Raw genomic sequence first — 18,389 nt, 5'->3', positions numbered from 1 at the left:
AAATTTCAATAAAATAGGGAAAAAGACGGAGAAAGAACACATTGTGCAAATAAAAAAGACTCCTTTTTGAGGAGTCTTTTTTGTTATGCCATGCTCAGCTGAGGGCCGAACAATTCATATTGAACGGAATCAGAGTCAAACCCGAGGGCAAGAACCATGTCTTTCATTTGTGTCATAAACTGCGCTGATCCGCACAAGTAAAATGCAGCATCTTGATTCAGATGAAGCTGCTCCAGGAAGGTTTGATCAATCCTGCCGCTGTAAAAAGGCTTGTCTCCTGAGCGGTCTTGTTCTGCCGGTTCACTGTATACATAAATGACGTTAATATTCGGATGATTCTCCGCAGCTTGTTCAGCCTCTTTGCGGAACGCGGCGTACTCTCCGTTTTTCGCGGCATGAATAAAAGTAACGGAACGCTCCGGCTGTTTTTCGGCGGCTGTTTTCAGCATGCTCATCATCGGCGTGATTCCGGAGCCGGCACTGATAAGAACAACCGGTTTTTCGGAAGAAGACAGCTTGAAATCCCCGGCGGGTGCGCTGACTTCAAGTTTATCTCCCTCTTGAACTTCATTGTGGAGATGAGAAGAAACCGCTCCGTCCTTTTTCACAGAAATCCGATATGCCCCTTTTTGAGAAGCATCAGACAGGCTGTACTGGCGAATGTGCGTATAAGGAGAATCCGCAATCCGCACTTTAATGCTGATATATTGTCCCGCTTCAAATCCAGGAAGCGAAGAGCCGTCACTCGGTTTGATATAAAATGATGTAATATCTTTGCTTTCTTTCGTTTTCTGTATAACCGTAAATTCTTTATACCCCTGCCATCCGGCTTCATTGTACATGTCTTGTTCAATGCCGATGAAAGCCTCCGCAATAACACCGTAAGCTTTTTCCCATGCCTGCATAATCTCAGGAGTTGCGGCATCCTGCAGCACATCCTTAATTGCCAGAAGCAGATACTTTCCGACAATCGGATAATGTTCCGGTTTTACACCGATGCTTGTGTGTTTATGGCCGATCTGTCTGACCGCCGGAATGATTTGTTCTAATTGATCAATATTCGCCGCAGCCGCAATGACTGCATTTGCCAATGCTGCGCGCTGAGTCTGTTTCTTTTGGTTCGTTTGGTTAAACATATTTAACAGTTCGGGATGATCTTGAAACATCAGGTTATAAAAGCGTCCGGTGATGTTTTCTCCATGTGTTTTCAATACGGGTACTGTGCTTTTGATGATGTCTATTGTTCTCTCATCCAGCATGTTAATCCTCAACCCTTCTAAAGATGTATTTTCAATATATCTTTATAGTAAGAGATATTTCGAATAAAAGATATATTGAAAATGAATCTTTAAAAAAGTCGTCACAATATTGTGTTGGATTTGGAATTTATGGATTTCACCTCCTTTTTTTATCACCCGGTGAAACAGGGACACATATATTTGGGAATATACGTTTAAAGATGAAAGCGGGGGAGTGCATGGTTTCCGATATCGATTACACGTCTCCGAATACACAATTCACTTATGATGTGAATGAGAGCCGTTTTTTTACGAAAGATGCTCGGAACTTTATCAATGTATTGGGGATTAAACAGTTAAACACGCTTGAAAATATTTCATTATTAGATATCTTTCTGAGCAAAACAAATGTGATTGAACCGCATACCCATCAAAACGCCGCTGAATTGGTGTACTGTATTTCGGGTTCCGCGGTGGTGTCGATGCTGAATCCGTTCACCCAGAAAATACGGAATTATCCGATCTCTCCAGGACAAGTGGCGAATGTTCCGCAGGGGTGGTGGCATTATGAAGTCGCCACTTCAGACAAAACCCACCTTTTGGCCATATTTGACGCCCCTTCGCCTGAAGTGATATACGGCTCGGATATTCTCCGTCTGACGCCGCCTGAGATCATGGCGCATACGTACTGTCTGAATGAGCATGAGTGGGAAAAAGCCGTTTCACCGATCCGGCAATCAACTGTGATAGGTCCCGATAAATACTGCGGACAGACTGAAAACACGGGTATTCTTGATATGAATAAGCCTTATCAGCCAAATACGCATTATCCGAATGATCCGTATCGGCATTATGATACGCCGTTATATTGGGGATATTAAACGGAGAGCCGGAGCGGCATTCAGCTCGACAGAAAGAGCCCCTCATTGGAGAGGGGCTCTTGATCATTACGGTCCGGTTCCGCAGCTTACTTTGTACTCGCCTTCGGACGATTTTTTTGAATAACATACGTGCGGCGTCTGTCCGGTTTCATCTTTCCAATTGAACCAATTTACATAATAAAGGTTCCCGGCCTCTCCGCCGTCTTCTTCTTTTTGAAGAATCGCAAAGTAGCTTTGATACGGATATCCTTTTTTATAAATGTCATGCCTGATGGCTCCTTTTTCTGAAGCAGACGTGAAGATGACGGGAGAAAGAGCCGGAAGCGCTGTCAAAAAAAGCGCCAGTGCCGCTGACAGAGATAATATAAGATAGATTTTCTTTTTCATTTTCTCTCTTTCCTTTATTTTGAGTTGTTAGAAATGAAGCAGAACACAGAGGCTGCCGCAGAAGATGAAAAAACAAAAAAACCCTTATTTATAGAATAAGGGTTTAAAGGTATGGAGCCAAGGGGGCTCGAACCCCTGACCTCTACGCTGCCAGCGTTATCCCTGCATACTTTCTGATATTCTGACGTACCCTACAAACGTTGATTTAACAGGCTTTATAGTCTTTTTAATCCTTTTTAGTTCTTTGGTGTAATCCGTTATAATCAGGATTTTTTTAAAATTTTGTTGCCATTTTTGTTGCCATTTTTTTTATTTAGCCGGCTCTTCATAAATGACTGTATAGACTGTTTGAACATAACCTGTCACATCTTTTGAATCAGATAATTTAATATCAATGATTTTCATGTTTCGTTTATGTAAGTCCTCAAGCGTGCCATTCAACTTGTCTTTCTCAACATCAGCAACCACTTGTACAAGTCCTTGCTCTTTTTCATTAGAGTCTTTATCACTTTTTTTCACTAAGGATGGTTCTCCACAAGCAGATAATAAACCGATAGATAAAAGTCCCACAATTAGTATTCTCTTCAATCCGATCACCCCCAATGGCATTATATACAATATATAGAGTGGACAGTAGCACACTAGGTTCGGAATAATGTTCCGATCCTTTGACGCCTCCAAAAATGGATTGGTTGATTTCGATAGCAGGAAAAGTCCACTCTCCAAGTTTCTGAAAGTGGACTTTCGATAGCTTAAATTGATTTCACAAATTCATGCGTAAAAAAGGTTATTTTAATTTTCTTTTCCAGAGCCAAGAAGTCTTGAAAAGATGATTATGTTTATAATTTGTAAAAAATGTATCTGATCTACGCTCATATTGCCCCTTCTTGGCATTCATCAACTTATAATCTAATCTACTCCAATGAACTGTAGTCTTTACACTACTTATAGCAGCAATGACACCAGCTGCTGCTGTGACGGCCGCCGCCTTTTTAGCTGTTTTCATGCTAGTAGCCATAAGGACTCCGGCAAAAACAGCAACACTGGCACTAATCGTACTATAAGTACCTTTACTATTATTATAGCCTGACCATTGATCTCTCAAGATCCCAGCCGATGTATCATTTTTATTTGCCAATTGTTCAATAGGTGATGAAGTCTCTTCATAATTCACCACTTCGCCATTAACTTCAAGTTTACCGTTATTTTGGTCATATTGAATCTTGTCTGTTTTTTCCCCATCATTTACAATAACCTCAACTACATCATTAACAGTTCTTTCTGAAAAAGTATACGTAGTTCCGTTGTAATCTACAGATTCAGTTTCATAAGTCGGTTCAACATTCTGGACAACTGCACTTGGGGCTTGACGTTCTTTTGCATCTGAAACAGGACTAAAAATTGTAACAGCAGTCAAAACAGCAACACTTGAAAGGACAATCTTTTTCATGGTAAATTAATACCTCCTTTTGTTATTCATTTACAATTCTGGAGGTTTGTTCAGTTTAATTCAACCCATTATTTGTATTTTAAGGATAATTTAAACTAGGAGGTCTATAATGACTAATCTTACATTCAGGCTTTTCCATTACGCATCGTTAGCATTGGTTCTTTTATTTCTCATATTAGGGTTTACCTTAAATGGCGCTTTCTTTTATTGGACTCTAATTTTAGTCGGCCTTTATTATCTAATCAGAGGGATAATAACAGCTAAATCAGAACAACGAAAAAATGGCACATTTATTACAGTTTGTGGAGTAATTATAATACTTGCCGGTTTATTTACATTGATTGTGCGTTAGAAAAGTGTTTGATTCTTCTCAAAAAGTCGGGGTTATAAACATCCGGCTTTTTTATTTTTATGTTGAAACAGCTTTCCGCTTTGACCTAATATGAATAATGTTCCGATTAGCTTTGACCTGCACTAACTATTAGTTCGTTCAGCTGATGGCAAAATTGTTGCCACTAGGTCGTTGTTATTTTACCAACGACATACAGAGGTCGTGGTTGTTTTGTCTACGACCTTTATTGTGGTCGTGGTTTAAGTCGTTGCTAATTTGTCCACGTGTGAAGGTGAGTCGTTGCCACTTTTGGTAACGAGTGATATAAGGTCGTATACGTATTGGGTACGACCTCCCTTATGATGTGAATTGAGCAAAATGTGACGACCTCATTAAGTCGTAACTATTTTAGTGACGACCTCTCAAATATTACAATTGGTAATAGCCTTAGCCCCCAAAGTTGGGGACTCCTCAATTTTGAGGAGTGACAGATATAGATGATGAAGCTCTGTTTCGTTCCCCAATTCTGGGGAGCCAATGGGCATTTAAGTATATAGATAATAACCATATATACTTAACCAAAGGGTTTGCCAGGTTCATTTGTTGGGTCTCGGCTGAACCTCACAAATTTCTTTGTTGTTTGTCTTGACTTTTCTTTTGATTTTTGGCTTGATTGGTTGAGACTGTGGACAACGGCTGGGCAAGTTGTCTGCCTGAATTTGCTTGTAAAAAATAAACAAACTCAGGCAGGCGGCTGAAACTTGATTGTATATCAACTTGTGGTATCCGTGTGTTCACCCTATTTGCCGTTGGTTATTCCCCAAACAAGCCTACTGTGTCAAGTGTCCCTAACAGGTTCTCAAAGCTCAAATTTGAGCCCTGATACTTATGGCTTGTCCTGCATCGTCAGAAACGATACACCCTTCCTTCGTCAGCACTTAATGGCAGCTTTCGCCTTTCAGATGCATGTGTAAATAGGGAAACACAGAAGGCATCCTATCCTCATTTATTGCATCGGCTGAGTCACTACCCTGTCAAGTTTTACGTGTGTTAGCGCATTCCACGGCAGTCTCTTTCGCCACTTGTGGCGATGGCGCCATATTGGAGCCTTCGAAAAAAGGCATCACTAAAGACAACACCTTAATTCAGGAGTATAGACTGACTGTATTCAGTTTTAAGGGGCTCGCAAAACGCTACCCCCTTTGATAATAGTCCGTTTGTAGTCAATCGTCTGCTTTCCACACCGTGAAGATATCGACATACTCACTCTTACAGAAAGCAAGCTCACTGACTTCAGATACCATACATTCAATCACATCAACGGTAGGACATTTCTTGATAATCCATTCTATGATTGAATAAAGATGATCTTTGTAATTGCATGTAAACCTTTCTTTCAACAAATTATTTCGTCTATCATATGCTTTAAATTCATAAGTGGTATATGTGTTTTTCATTTCAGTTATCCCCTTGATTAAATTGTTATGTTTAAATACAATGGGAGTGTACTAACCCATCAGATTAGGAGAGTGCTGGTGACACTCTTCCTAATCACCCAAACCACGCTATGCACAATATGCTCAAAGCTGGTATAACTACGATCAATCCTCCAAATACAATCTGACAGAACCGCTCGTTATGTAATTCTGTTTTATTCATGGTCTTCCACTTCTTCTGCGTATGAATCTTCATCTATGTAAAACACATTGTTTGTTACAGTTGGAATAACTGTTTTACCTCCCCCCATATCCAACATGATATGAGGGAAATCAACGCCCATTTCTCCTGTCTGTTCTAACGCTTCAATTGCATCTTGTTCATCCTTCGCATCAAGTTCAACACAAACCGGTATTGTCATAGTTGTGAAGATTTTGAAACGCTTTTTAGGCTTTCCATCGTCGTATGTTTCAATGAAGTTGTTTTCTTCTTCAAACATTTTCCCTCTGAAGTAATTAAAATGCTTCGTCATTTCCTCGATACGCTCTTCGTTTGTGATTGCTCCTAAGCTTGCTACGTTAGTTCCTACAGTGTGACGGTTAATTTGCATCGGTTATTTCCCCTTTTCTTTTGAGTATTATTCCTTTGCCTTCTTTGCTCTGATTCATTTTGAGGTAATTTATTATCCCTTTACCGTTATGAATGATTGTCCCGTAATCATCACTGTTGAATATTTGTGTGATGTAGGTGAATGCATCAACTTCCTTAAAAGCGTCTAACGTTTTCTGAATACAGGTGTATTCATCTTCAACGTGCTTACCTTCATCAAGAATGTAGCTGACACCATCAATGATGTATGTGTCTTCGTAAGGTGAACCATACTTTAAAGCGCCCGTTAGGTTCAAAGTGTTTTGATTTACGAATACAACTTGCTTTTCATTGACTAAGTAGCCTTTGAAAACTTCCAATTGGTCATGTATGGTTTCAATACTGTAAATCATCACTCGTTTCACTTCGCAACCCTCCAATCCAATTATCCAAACCAAAGGTTCGACTTGTTAAATTAAGTATAATTTAACAATCGAAGCGAGTCAAGCATTTTTCAAATAAATAATTTTATTTCTCGAACTTTTCATTTGAATATGATATTATTTGTATATGAACAATGCATACTGAATGCATATTGGAGTGAACAATTTTGAAGTTAAGACCTAGTTATAAACCCATGGAAATTACGCTGATCAAAAGAGATAAAATAAAGGCTGATCTAAAAAAGGATTTAGGCATTTCTTCTTCTACGCTTGCCAAAATGTCAAAAGGGGAATTTGTTGCACTATCAGTTATTGCGCAGATATGCGAGTACCTTGAGTGTACAATCCAGGAAGTTGTAGAGTTTATAGAGGATGACTCTAAAGAGTCTTAAACAAAAGTATTGCAATTGCTGTTATACTGTACGGAGAGGTGAACGGGATGGAAAACAACATGCTTCAAGCGATATTAGATGAGATTAAGAACGTTAATAAAAAGATGGATGAACGCTTTAATGCAGTAGATAAGCGTTTGAATGAAATTGATAAGAAATTAGATCGCATTGAACAAAATGAACCAAAAGAAGTCATATCTATGCTTAAATTGATTAACAAAAATATTGAGCATGATCATAGCTATAATGACAAGAAGTTTTCTGGCCTAGAAAGACGTATCCATGAAATAGAAGAGAGATTGAATAACTGAGTAAACGGTATACGTATACCGATTTGCGACAACATAAGGGGATGGGATTAATGGAAAAAGATGAAGTATTGCGATATGTTGAAGAAAACAAGACTTTGGCACTAAAGAAAGCAAGCTACATTCTTGGTAAAGAAACCAATTGGGAAAGCTTTAATGGAATTATAGGCGGAAAAAATGATGCATACAGTGTAAATATAGGTGACCACGAAACAGCAGAGAGCTATGTAAATGCTTGGTTTTCCAGCCACCAAAAGATATACAAAAAAGAGATAAATGCATCATACAGGAAGTCATCTCACAAAATTCATGATATGTTACAAGATGATTTCTTGAAAGAGTATATTACTAGGTTCTTAGCGAGATCATACTTTAAGAATAAAAAATAACCGATTGCCATTTGTGGCAATGAAAAAAGACCCCTTCACAGTTATTTGTGAGGGGTTTATTTATTGTGTGGTCTATGTTTAGATTAGGCTCAAATGTCCGAAAGAAAAAGCCCTATCCGGTTAAGGATAGAGCTGTTTTATTCTTGTATTGTTGTTAATACTCCATTATCGAAATATAGATATCTGCTGCCGTAAACCCATTGTTCGTTTATTCCTGAGGCTGTCGTTGTCTTATTAATAGACATAGGCCTGCCCCAATCTTTAAGTTGGATAACTTCCTGCTTGGTCATGCCAATAGCAATTTTCTTTTCCTGATATTCTTCATCTTCAGACTGTTCATCATCATTTTCGCTGTATGTAACTTCTCTTCTTTGGAAACCAGTTGATTCAGGATTATCGTCTACACGATCTTTTATTAGTAAAGTGTTTTCTTCAGGGTTGTTTAGTAGATCATAAGCAACTTCATAACTGACCGCTTTATCATTTTTAGCCGGCAAAATATAGATACGACTGATCGAGCAAACCTTATCTTTTCCACAGTTTATTTTATTAAAATTAGAGTTTTTTTGAGCTACTTCCATTGCTTCACCCACTTTAAGCAACTTTTCTTTATCTGATAGCGATGTGAAAGATGGTTTAGCTGCTAAAGATAAGTCGTATACTTTATCATTGGATTTATCGGTTTTAGACATCCACACTTGATTAAAGTTTTTCTTTACTCCCTTATCATTTCCCACTTTCTCGGCAATTGCGTCTAAATTACTGGTATCCAACCTGTTTATGTACATCGGAATTGTTATAGCTAGAATAATACCAACTACCACAACACTAAGTGTTGATATTAGAAGTATGATTTTCTTTTTTGACAAATTAACCTCTCCTTCCCATCTTTACTTATTATCGGTTATTTCACTCACTATTCCAACAAAAAAAAGACGTATCCAATAAGGATACGCCTGTTTATTGTATATGCCTATATGCTTCCCAGATGTACTTTGTATTTAATTTATTCCCTCTTTGATTGCTGTCTGAGCCTGTTATAAATCCAAGCTCGTTTATACTTCCGTATGTAGAGTTTCCTCCAACCAGGTATATTCCCATTTCATTTACCTGATACGTATAACCCCCTGTCTCATCAATTAATAGCATAGAATCATTAGGAGACACTGACCACACTTTCACATGTGTTGGAGTGAAAGGCAGCAATATCTGTTTACTAATTGTTCCATCACCCACATACGTTCCTTTAGCCATCTGAGGAACATCAGAGGATAGCGCATATTCTGAGTGTAGTTTACCCCCAAGAAACTCAGCGTTGCCATCTATGGAACCTATAATGATTCCTTGGTCATTACGTACAGGTATTGTATTGGGCGTGGATAGCGTTGAAGTCGTGTAACCATTTAATGAATCAGCCGATCCCGCAGAAGACACAATCCACTCTTCGCCATTAAAAAGCTCTTGTTTATTAGTCTTTGGATCGATCCAAATCGTTCCCGCTTCTGGAGTTTCAGGCTTCGCTACTGATGATATAGTATACAAATTGTTTACTTTTCCATTAAGGTTTCCACTCACCTCTACAGTAGAAGAAGGGAGGTAAGGGTTTTCGTTTGGATGAAGGGATTTTACGATGTCAGATCCAATGAATTGAGTTATCTCTATATCTGCATCAACTCTTCGATAGGCTTGAATACCAATGGTGTAGTATTTATTGGAGGGCAACCCTGTGAACGCTGCAGCTCGTTTGTCATACTTTACATTCTTCAGGTCTTCACTTGCCATTTTTGAGCCGAAAACATATTCATCCTTATCGTTGCTAGAATATAGATACAATTCAAATCCATCAATATTATACTTGTCTTCATCAGAAGTTGGATAATCCCATTCTATTGTGATATCTACTGATCCGTCATCATTGTTTGTATGGGATATAGCCGTGCCGTCACCTTTAATAATTGGAGGGTCAGGTTTTACAGCTATTCTGTCATTTCTAATGTTGAAATTTTCAGTTGCATTCTCCCAGTCAATTTTTCTTTTGTTATAATCCGTGTTTGTTTTTATAGATGTATACATCATATTACTGATGGTTTCAAAATCGCTTTTAATCTTCTTTCCATTTGATATTGTTACATCCATTGTCTTTTGAGCAAAATCAAAATTAAATGTAACAAGTCGAGCTTTCACATCAGTCTTCAGTTCTTCTGACCTGATTCTGACAGTATCGCCAAGTGAACACCTATCCCAGTTATGAGATTCAGAAATACAACTGAAAAAGTTAACTACATCTAAGGTAATGTTAATTGGTGGCGCATTTCTCTTTTCCATCTCCTCTATGCTCTTTTCATAAAGTTCAGTTTCATCAAATAGGCTATCATTCGACCATTCTCCTTCCAGAATAAAAACTGAAAGTTCTTCTTTAAGATCGTCTGTAAGATATTTTTCAAATTTAAGTGTTTCTTTAAGCTCAGAAATAGAATTTTGGATTGTTTCCTTATCTTTATCTAAGATAGCAATCTGATTAATCTTGGCATCAAGTTCCTGAATTTTCATTTGTAATTGGGCTTTTAATTCTTTAGTGTCATCCCCTGCTTTTTTAGCTACTTCAATATGGTCTAATATCTTTTGTTTTTCTAGTTCTAGGGTGTACTGTTCATTTTTGAGCACTGTTTTCTTTTCTTCGACTTGTTTTTGTTGTTCAAGTAACAGGTGAAATTTATTCCCTTGTTCATTCACAATCAAATTGTAATCCAGGATAGCATGACAAAGCTCATTCGACATGTAATTACTTTTTTGGATTACGTTTCTGTTTTCATCACGATTAAATGGGTAAAGGAAGTATGAGAAATCATCTATATATGCTTGCCCAGTCGGATTTACCGAGTTAATGCCTATTCCGTCTTTCCCTGTTGGATATAGTCTTGTGGTAACTTCCTCTGTGTCTTCTATATCATTTATGTCAACTATATACTGGCCTGTTTTAAACCATAATCCTTTGTACGTACCCTTATCAGTATCTTTATAAAAACTCACTGTCATATTTTCTGTATTAAAAAGAGGTGTTGCACCAAACTTTTCACATATGGTATACAATAAATCTAATTTAGTCGAAGATGTAACATCAAATTGTCTATACTTAGTATTCAATTCTGAATCAATATGATCTACTTTCCATCCAGTGTTTTTAAGGCAAGAATTAGCTGCTTCTTTTAAATTAATCGACGTTTCTTCAAATCTCCGCACTTTGTATTTGGTAAGCAAAAAAGGCAAAGACTTGCATTCGTATATGTAAGAAGCTCCATCCTCGTTCATTGATTTTGTTCGTTTTGTTATCACAAACCACTCTGTCATCCCATAAAATTCAGCTTTAATAAGATACCATGGTTTCAATAATTCTAATAAAGGATTATCTTTGTATCTGTGGAAATATCCCCACTTCAAAGGAACAGAGAAAGACAACTCATGGGTTTTCCCATAGTTCATTGTGATTGTCTCATTGAATTTATCGACTATGTTCCCTATCTTCTTCCTATTGGGTTTCATTAATGCTAATCGAAGATCTTTCACTTCAGTGTGTTTGCTTATTCTCAATTAAAAAACCTCCATTCAAATTAAAAAAAGAGCCGGCGTTTTAGCCGACTCACGAGTTATTGAAATTTAACCCCTTGTTTTTGAGGCCATTTGTAAATTGTTTGTACATTAAATCAACAGCCTTCTGAGGATTCCCAGTTTCTTTAATGGTTACTGTAAAGTTAAAGTCGTTGTTTACTGTAGAAGTCTCTGTTTTGTTGCTAACAAGAGAATCTGGAACATTAGTTTTAACGTTTGCACTTAAACTTGGTATTCCAAACTTACCACCAACAAACGAAACATCACTAAGGAAATCTTTATACTTACTTAAATCGGGCTTTGCAGAAGGGGCACCATTTAAATCTTTTTCCGACAATTCACGTACAGTGTCTACTGCTTTAAGCATGTTTTTGGTGTCTGACTCATTTAAGATGAGTTCTCCACTATCCACTACTGCGAGAGCACCCGCCGCTGGTAGCTTACCTACATGCCCTCCAGTTTTAAACCTGGCAACCTTTTGACCAGTGGTATTGCCTTTGACAACGGTATTTAAGGCATTAGAAGCTTCTTTAAGCTTATCAATGAGGTTATTAGAAATACTCTTACCGATGGACTCCATATTGCTGTTAATGAACTTAGAGAATTCATTAAGCTGCTTAGAGATGTCAGTGATTTTCCCGTTCATGAGTTTGTCTTCAATTTTCTTGAATTCTCTCTCATCATTTGTCAGGTTATCATATTTGTCATTTATGGCATCCTGATCTTTTTCAAGTTGGTCTTGAAGTGCTTCCTTACGTTTCGTATTGCTACGATCTTTAAGAAACTCATCTAATGCTTCTTGCTGTTCTTGAAGCTGCTTTTCTAAGTCTTTAACCTGTGATTTAGCTTCATCTGAGTCATCAAGTGATAATTTACTGATCTTTTCTTTGGTTTCCTGAATAGCCTGATTCTTTTCTTTGAGCTCTTTTTGGTATTTAGCTTCATCATCAGTTTTATCAATCTCATCAATCAAGTCTTGCGTAGCTTTTTGATGCGCTTTTAATTCAATATCACGCATCTTTTCGTACATCTCTTTGTAGATGGAGACAACTTCATCAGCAAGGGATTTATAGATGTCCTTGATCGACTTTTTGGTGTTATAAAGCTCCAGATTAAAATCTTTCTGTTTATCCTTCCAGTTTTCGATCTCAGTTGTAATTTGCTCTTGTATTTCTGGAAATCCTTTAGCTGCCTTTTTTTGTTCCTCTAATTGCTTGATGTATTTTTTGGCCTCAGCCTGTTGTTGCTGTACTAATTTGACTTGCTGACTATAATATTTGACCTTATCCTTGTCTTTTTCAGTCATTGATATTTTATTGTCAACGTCTTTGATCTTGGATTCAGTCTTGTTTGATGATTTTTGAATTGACTTTAAAGTTTCATCTACTTTAGATTGAACTATTTGCCCTTGCAATTCCCTTACTTGCTCTTGAAAGTTGATAAGGTCTATTTTAGCTTGCTTCAGCTCTTCTTTAAGTTGAGCTTTTTGGGCAGAATTCAAATTCTTATTAGCTGAAATTTCTTTTTGTATCCATGAAACCTTTTGACTCTGAATCTTTTGCTGTTCAGCCATTGCTTTTTTCTGTTCTGCAGTATACTTTCTAAACTGTTTACTGTCTGACAGATAATGACTTGCTAAGGCTTGGTTCTTGGCAATTGCCAAATCATAGTCACCAATACGCTTATCAAACTCATCAAGCTTTGACTGTACAATTTCGTATTGAAGCTCTTCTATTTGTTCTCCAACAGAACTGATATCACCTTGGAGGGAGAGGAGGTCTGATTTAGCTTGTGCGATTGCTTGCTGTCGTTCTGCTTCAGCTTGAGATGCATCCGAAATAGATGTACCGACACCTTTTAAATATTTCTCAGGGTCAATCGTCTTTCCGTTTTCCTCAATTTGAAGATGAAGGTGATTTCCTGTTGAATTACCCGTACTGCCAACTTTACCGATGGTCTGGCCAGCTTTAACAGTTTGACCGGCTTTAACAGAAGGGGTATCAAGCATATGCATATACTTAGCAACTTTTCCATCATCCTGTTGAATGACGACCCAGTTACCGGCAGTTTTACTATAACCAGCAATTTGAACTTTTCCACTCTGAACCGATTTAATTGCGGTTCCAGCTTTTGCTGCGAAGTCGATACCTTTATGTGGAGTTGATCGGTACGCACCGTCTTGTGCTTTATATTCAGAGCTAACTCTAAACGCACTGTTCTTCGTATAGTAGCTTGCAATAGAAGAATTAGCAGAAGTCATTGACTTAGTGTAATTAGACATGATCTTCTGAACATAATTCTGCGTTTCTTTGAAAGGAGGGACTCCACCGTATTTAATTACATTACCAGGGCCTGCGTTATAAGCAGCAAGTGCTTTCTCAACATTGCCACCAAATTTGCTTAGTTGTTGGGCTAAATATTTCGTGCCACCCATAATGCTCTGATAAGGATCATAAACATTGTTTACACCTAAGCTTTTAGCAGTGGAAGGCATCAACTGCATCAAACCAGCAGCCCCGGCTCCAGAACGAGCCCTTGCATTGAATCCTGATTCTTGTTGGATTACAGCTGCAATTAGAGCTGGATCAACACCGTATTTGCTTGCGGCAGAATTAATGTAGCTGGAGTATTTACCGGAGTAAGACCCGCCACCGGAAGAATAAGAACCACCAGAAGATGAACCAGAGGAAAGGGAAGAGGTAACTATACCGTATTGTGCAATGTTCCCTGACTTAATTTGATCCTTGAGAAGTTTGGCTTGTTCCTGCATAAGCTTTTTCTTTTGCTGGAGCTCTTTGATTTCTTTCTTTAGGTTATTTCTGTAATTTTGAGACCATTTTGCATAGTCGTTTAACTTCTTGTTTTGTTCGTCAATTACAGATGATACCTTTTCTAAAGCCTCTTTATACTTATCAGTTACATAAGTAGATGTTTTAGTTTCTTCATTAGCTTTCTCTTGCTCGTCTGTCCATTTTTCAAGGGAAGTTCCAGATTCGATTAACGCTTGTTTATTTGTTTCCTGGGTAGATGCAGCTTCTTCTGATGCTGAGATATAAGCCTGGATAGCTGATCTTACACTATCCATCTGGGATCTTTCACTATCCGAGTACCCACCAGGTTGTAACATTTGTTTTTCGATCTTATGTAATTCTTTCTTCGCATCAGCTACATTATTAATTGATTTAACTTCAAGCTGAGACAATTCAGCTTCAGATATATCGAGCTTACGCTCTCTGCGAAGCTTTCTAAGGCTGTCAATCCTTAACGTATCAGCGTTTAAGGTCTTAATAGCGTTGTTAACCTCGGTTTTCATTAGGTGATTGCTATACCGAACCATGTCATCATACGCATCAAGTTTAACTTTTCTCTGACGAATTACCTCATCTCGGTTAACCTTTATAACACCATTTTCATAACTAATTGCCTTGGCTAATTCTTTATCTTTTTGGATTAGAGCATTAGCTTCATTGGCAGAAATGCTCTTTCCTTCAGCCATCTTTTCTAAAAGTTCATTTAAAGGGGCAACTTGTTCTTTGGTATTATTAAAAACATCTCCATTAAGAATATCTTGAACAGAGCCAAATTTTATTCCTTCTGAGAGTTCTTTAATAAGATCCTTAATCTGACTGACATCATTTGCATCAAGCGCTTTTTTTAGCTTTTGACTAAAATCTTCAGCTTCATTACCTGCCTCAGCAAGTGTTTCACCTAAATCACCAACTTCTGATTTAACAGAAGAAACGGCCTTATCTCCATCTTTAATGTTCTTTTGTGCCTTATCAAAGCTCAACTTAAAGACATCAATTGATGAACCAGAGTCAGCATAGGTCTCTAAAAGGGTTTGAAGATCTTTTTTTGCGCTATCAAATTCTTTTTCATCATTTGAATTCAACGCTGATTGCATTTTCTCTTGGAGTTTACCCAGTGCAGAAGAGAATTTTTCAAGATCATCAGGATTCAAGTCATCTTTTAGAGTAAGTTTATCAACAATATCAGCGAGACTTGCCTTTAACGTATTACTGATATCAATTTTACTGTAAGCTTCGGCAATGGATAGTACGCTGTCCCTAACTTTTGCATTACCGCTAGAGATATCATTTTGAACCCTATTTATATTCTGCTGTGCTTTATCAGCTTCCAGCTTATAATCATTTTCATCTGAAAAAGGACTTTCAAAGAAAGACCAGAAATTCTTGCCTTTTGAATATTCCTTAGCCATCTTCTCATACTGCTTCAGTTCTTCCTTAGACTTTTCGATTCCTTTTGAAGCGTCTTCGAACGTCTTTTTAGCACCGTCTTTTGTCTCTGTCTTTTTGAGCTCAAGATATTCTTTGGTATTCTTAATAGCCTCTTCTAAAGCCTTATTACTCTTTAAAATTGCATTACCTTGAGAATCATAGCCTTTAATTAAAGCCGGAAACGATTGTGCTAATTGTTGTGTAACCTGAAGGTATTCCTGTTCTTCATCAGAAGTAAGGGTTCTGGAATCTTTAGCTTTTTGAAGCTCCTTATACTGTTTGATCAGTTTATCTGTGGAGTCTTTGTTGGTTGTAATAGCTTCAATGTTGGTTTGCTGATTTTGTTCAAAGTCTTCTTTTGCTTTCTTTGCATCAGCGAATGCTGTAATTATTTTTTCTAAAGCAAAACCAATACCAGCAAAAGCAACGCCTACTACTGTAGATGCCAACATACCTCTCCAGGCAACAGTAAATGACCTTGTAGCAATTGTAGCTCTTGTCATTCCCGCTTCTATACCAATTGCTGCTCTTTGGGCTTCAGTTAAAGAATTCGCCCCAAAAATCATTGCTGTTTGAAGCAAACGCATATTCTTATTAAAGCCAACTACAGCAAAGTTTGCTGTCATAAAAGCAATTGGAAGGAATCCAATACCCTTTACAGCTGAAGTGACAGCTTTCAGAAGATCCCCAACTACAGATACAGCATTAATTAAACCATCACTAATAAATGCATCTCCTGATGCTACAGCTAATTCAGTGAACTTATTCTGAAGTTTATTTAATCTTGCCTGTAAGCTGTCTGCATATTTCTGTTGTTCACTCCAAGCGCTACCTGTGGAATTAGCCGCAGTGGTGGCTGCATTCTGAGCAATGGAGAAGTTGTTCATCATTGCATTAAATCGAGATAATTGATGGATGTTTGCAACGCCAATAGAGGTGTTTTGTTTTTGGGCATCAGTTAACGTATCCCATTTGGCTGCTACCTCATTAATCAACTCACTCGCAGATTTTGCTTCTCCACCTGCAGTCTTTACAGAAATTCCGATTTCATCCAACGCTTTGATTGCGCTTCGGTTGTTTCCTATCCGGGCAAAAATAGTTTTAAGTGAGTTACCAACCACATTCCCAGATTCACGAGTGGTACTTGCGATGGCCGTGGTGTATCCAATTAAATCATTTAATTCAACACCAAATGTTGAAGCTGTTGAACCAGCTTTTCTAATACTGTTAGCTAGATCCATTGTAGTCACAGCATAATTGTTATCAACTTCATTAAGCTTATCTGCGATTGAGATAGAATCGTTGGCGGCAATATTGAAATTTAACATTGCGGCAGTCAAAGTGTTAACTGTGTCGTCAGGAGTCAAGTCAGAGACGTTCTGAAGGACTTGTGCAGTTTTTGTTAGAGTGGAGAGTTCACTTTCATCAAAACCCATACGTCCAAAATCGCCAGTCATTTGAAGAATATCTGAGATTTTATTTGATAGGGAATCCCCTAATTCAATGGACGTTTGAAGAAGCTCATTAAATTTGTAGTCTGGTGCATCCATTACACGACGAATGTTTGTCATGAGCGTATCAATTTCAACAACCTGAGAAACTATTGATTTAAGAGCAGTAACCCCACCAAATAAAGCAGAACCGGCTAGCATGTAAGCAGGCATTCCAGTAAAAGCTTGCTTTAATTTCTCACCAAAACTAGATACTTGTCTTGAAGATGAGCTTGCATTAGATTGAATCTCTCTAAACTGCATACTAAGACTTTGCATCTGTCTAGTAATATTTGGTGTCTTTACATTGAGCTGATTCACAGAATTAATATAGTTTTGCAAAGCTCTGGAGTTCTCAGGACTAATAGATGTTCCATACCTATCCGTCAGAGATTTAACATTTAATTTAGCTTGTCTCTGATACAGGCTTAATTGATGTTCTAACTCTTTAGTTCTAGCTTTTAATGCTGCAGAGTCATCCAAGCGTTTCATTCTGTTAGCTATCTGATCTATTTGAGAGGTTGTTCTTGCGGCGTTAATTGAATTGGATAGTCTATTGAGGACTGTTGAGGATAGTTGGCCTTTTTGTCTAAGCTGCTCTAATTTTTGGTTTAGTTTATCTATTGCCTTTTGTTGCTGGTCAAAGTTTTCTGTGGTTTTAACAGCTAAAGTTGCCCCGTGCCTATCTGTGCTATGGGCGACATCTTTAAACTCATCCCTATACTTAGTCACTGTTCCGGTGACACGACCAGTTGCATCTTGTTTCGTTACTTTCTTTTGAGCTTGGCCAAGACGCTCCATTTGTTGCACGAGCTTACTTGCTGCTTTTGATTCCCGTTCCAAACTCTTTGTTGAGTTGTCTATGATTGTCCGTGTTTTCTCATGGATTTCACCACTCCGCTTATACTGCTGTGTAAGCCTTGTGATAGAACCATCTGCATTTTTAGTCTCAGTAATATTTTCTTTGACTGTCTGATTAAGGTGTTTTAATGCCTCTTCACTTTGCTTAAAAGCACTTGAAAACCTTTCAAGAGTTCTAAGAACTTTGTCGTCAAAGCTTACTTTGAGATTCAATGGATTGATTTTATTTTGAAGTGTGGATATTTCTTTATTTAATTGCTGAACAGTCTTAGTTGATGTGTCAGCCACAGGAGTTAATACAATTTTTAAATTTTGAGACACTTGTTCTTTCACTTCCTTAGCAATTTTTC

14 protein-coding genes are annotated in these 18,389 nt (G+C 37.8%); 5 read left to right on the top strand and 9 right to left on the bottom strand.

What is annotated here, in order from left to right; all coding sequences use genetic code 11:
• Window positions 1–83: 83 nt before the first annotated feature.
• Window positions 84–1,259, bottom strand: a complete 1,176-nt coding sequence (gene hmpA, locus ACNFN4_RS10155; protein WP_014418725.1) for an NO-inducible flavohemoprotein — start codon at window positions 1,257–1,259, stop codon at window positions 84–86.
• Between the two features lie 218 nt (window positions 1,260–1,477).
• Between hmpA and ACNFN4_RS10150 the strand changes: the two genes are divergently transcribed.
• Window positions 1,478–2,119 (top strand): cupin domain-containing protein, encoded by a 642-nt coding sequence (locus tag ACNFN4_RS10150; protein ID WP_021495345.1) that lies wholly within the window; start codon window positions 1,478–1,480, stop codon window positions 2,117–2,119.
• A gap of 66 nt (window positions 2,120–2,185) precedes the next feature.
• Here the strand turns inward: ACNFN4_RS10150 and ACNFN4_RS10145 are convergent, their stop codons facing one another.
• The 3 genes from ACNFN4_RS10145 to ACNFN4_RS10135 form a co-directional block, all read right to left on the bottom strand.
• Window positions 2,186–2,506, bottom strand: coding sequence for a hypothetical protein (locus tag ACNFN4_RS10145; RefSeq protein WP_014418727.1), 321 nt, complete (start codon window positions 2,504–2,506; stop codon window positions 2,186–2,188).
• 309 nt (window positions 2,507–2,815) lie between these two features.
• Window positions 2,816–3,094, bottom strand: a complete 279-nt coding sequence (locus tag ACNFN4_RS10140; RefSeq protein WP_327997431.1) for a hypothetical protein — start codon at window positions 3,092–3,094, stop codon at window positions 2,816–2,818.
• Window positions 3,095–3,293: 199 nt separating this feature from the next.
• Window positions 3,294–3,956 carry a hypothetical protein gene (locus ACNFN4_RS10135; protein WP_327997433.1) on the bottom strand — a complete coding sequence of 221 codons (663 nt, stop codon included), beginning with the start codon at window positions 3,954–3,956 and terminating at the stop codon, window positions 3,294–3,296.
• A gap of 109 nt (window positions 3,957–4,065) precedes the next feature.
• Here ACNFN4_RS10135 and ACNFN4_RS10130 point away from each other — a divergent pair, with 109 nt between their 5' ends.
• A complete protein-coding gene (locus ACNFN4_RS10130) occupies window positions 4,066–4,308 on the top strand; it encodes a hypothetical protein (RefSeq protein ID WP_041481751.1) in 243 nt (80 codons plus the stop codon).
• A gap of 1,630 nt (window positions 4,309–5,938) precedes the next feature.
• Here ACNFN4_RS10130 and ACNFN4_RS10125 read toward each other — a convergent pair.
• Both ACNFN4_RS10125 and ACNFN4_RS10120 read right to left on the bottom strand, forming a co-directional pair.
• On the bottom strand, window positions 5,939–6,334 hold the full coding sequence (locus ACNFN4_RS10125; protein WP_327997435.1) for a hypothetical protein: 396 nt from the start codon (window positions 6,332–6,334) through the stop codon (window positions 5,939–5,941).
• Window positions 6,324–6,737, bottom strand: coding sequence for a hypothetical protein (locus ACNFN4_RS10120; RefSeq protein WP_327997437.1), 414 nt, complete (start codon window positions 6,735–6,737; stop codon window positions 6,324–6,326). The genes ACNFN4_RS10125 and ACNFN4_RS10120 overlap by 11 nt, the downstream gene beginning before the upstream one ends.
• A gap of 185 nt (window positions 6,738–6,922) precedes the next feature.
• Between ACNFN4_RS10120 and ACNFN4_RS10115 the strand changes: the two genes are divergently transcribed.
• From ACNFN4_RS10115 to ACNFN4_RS10105, 3 genes are read left to right on the top strand one after another with little or no spacing between them, the layout of a single operon-like run.
• Complete coding sequence (locus tag ACNFN4_RS10115) at window positions 6,923–7,147, top strand: helix-turn-helix domain-containing protein (protein ID WP_327997439.1); 225 nt, start codon at window positions 6,923–6,925, stop codon at window positions 7,145–7,147.
• 47 nt (window positions 7,148–7,194) lie between these two features.
• Window positions 7,195–7,458 (top strand): hypothetical protein, encoded by a 264-nt coding sequence (locus ACNFN4_RS10110; protein ID WP_266024514.1) that lies wholly within the window; start codon window positions 7,195–7,197, stop codon window positions 7,456–7,458.
• Between the two features lie 50 nt (window positions 7,459–7,508).
• A complete protein-coding gene (locus ACNFN4_RS10105; protein WP_327997443.1) occupies window positions 7,509–7,844 on the top strand; it encodes a topoisomerase in 336 nt (111 codons plus the stop codon).
• A 137-nt stretch (window positions 7,845–7,981) separates the two neighbouring features.
• Here the strand turns inward: ACNFN4_RS10105 and ACNFN4_RS10100 are convergent, their stop codons facing one another.
• From ACNFN4_RS10100 to ACNFN4_RS10090, 3 genes are all read right to left on the bottom strand, one after another.
• The gene (locus ACNFN4_RS10100; RefSeq protein WP_265973204.1) at window positions 7,982–8,713 is read right to left on the bottom strand and encodes a hypothetical protein; all 732 of its coding nucleotides are present in this window, start codon (window positions 8,711–8,713) and stop codon (window positions 7,982–7,984) included.
• A gap of 91 nt (window positions 8,714–8,804) precedes the next feature.
• Window positions 8,805–11,384 carry a phage tail spike protein gene (locus tag ACNFN4_RS10095; RefSeq protein WP_448200149.1) on the bottom strand — a complete coding sequence of 860 codons (2,580 nt, stop codon included), beginning with the start codon at window positions 11,382–11,384 and terminating at the stop codon, window positions 8,805–8,807.
• 97 nt (window positions 11,385–11,481) lie between these two features.
• Complete coding sequence (locus ACNFN4_RS10090; RefSeq protein WP_448200145.1) at window positions 11,482–18,360, bottom strand: phage tail tape measure protein; 6,879 nt, start codon at window positions 18,358–18,360, stop codon at window positions 11,482–11,484.
• Between the last annotated feature and the right edge of the window lie 29 nt (window positions 18,361–18,389).

This window comes from Bacillus sp. N1(2025), assembly GCF_053470005.1.
This window is presented reverse-complemented; position numbering and strand designations above follow the sequence as displayed.

Coding starts and splice junctions, on each gene's coding strand:
- ACNFN4_RS10135 (WP_327997433.1), bottom strand. CDS start 3,956: ATGAAAAAGATTGTCCTTTCAAGTGTTGCTGTTTTGACTGCTGTTACA.
- ACNFN4_RS10105 (WP_327997443.1), top strand. CDS start 7,509: ATGGAAAAAGATGAAGTATTGCGATATGTTGAAGAAAACAAGACTTTG.
- ACNFN4_RS10095 (WP_448200149.1), bottom strand. CDS start 11,384: ATGAAACCCAATAGGAAGAAGATAGGGAACATAGTCGATAAATTCAAT.
- ACNFN4_RS10150 (WP_021495345.1), top strand. CDS start 1,478: ATGGTTTCCGATATCGATTACACGTCTCCGAATACACAATTCACTTAT.
- ACNFN4_RS10125 (WP_327997435.1), bottom strand. CDS start 6,334: ATGCAAATTAACCGTCACACTGTAGGAACTAACGTAGCAAGCTTAGGA.
- ACNFN4_RS10110 (WP_266024514.1), top strand. CDS start 7,195: ATGGAAAACAACATGCTTCAAGCGATATTAGATGAGATTAAGAACGTT.
- ACNFN4_RS10130 (WP_041481751.1), top strand. CDS start 4,066: ATGACTAATCTTACATTCAGGCTTTTCCATTACGCATCGTTAGCATTG.
- ACNFN4_RS10145 (WP_014418727.1), bottom strand. CDS start 2,506: ATGAAAAAGAAAATCTATCTTATATTATCTCTGTCAGCGGCACTGGCG.
- hmpA (WP_014418725.1), bottom strand. CDS start 1,259: ATGCTGGATGAGAGAACAATAGACATCATCAAAAGCACAGTACCCGTA.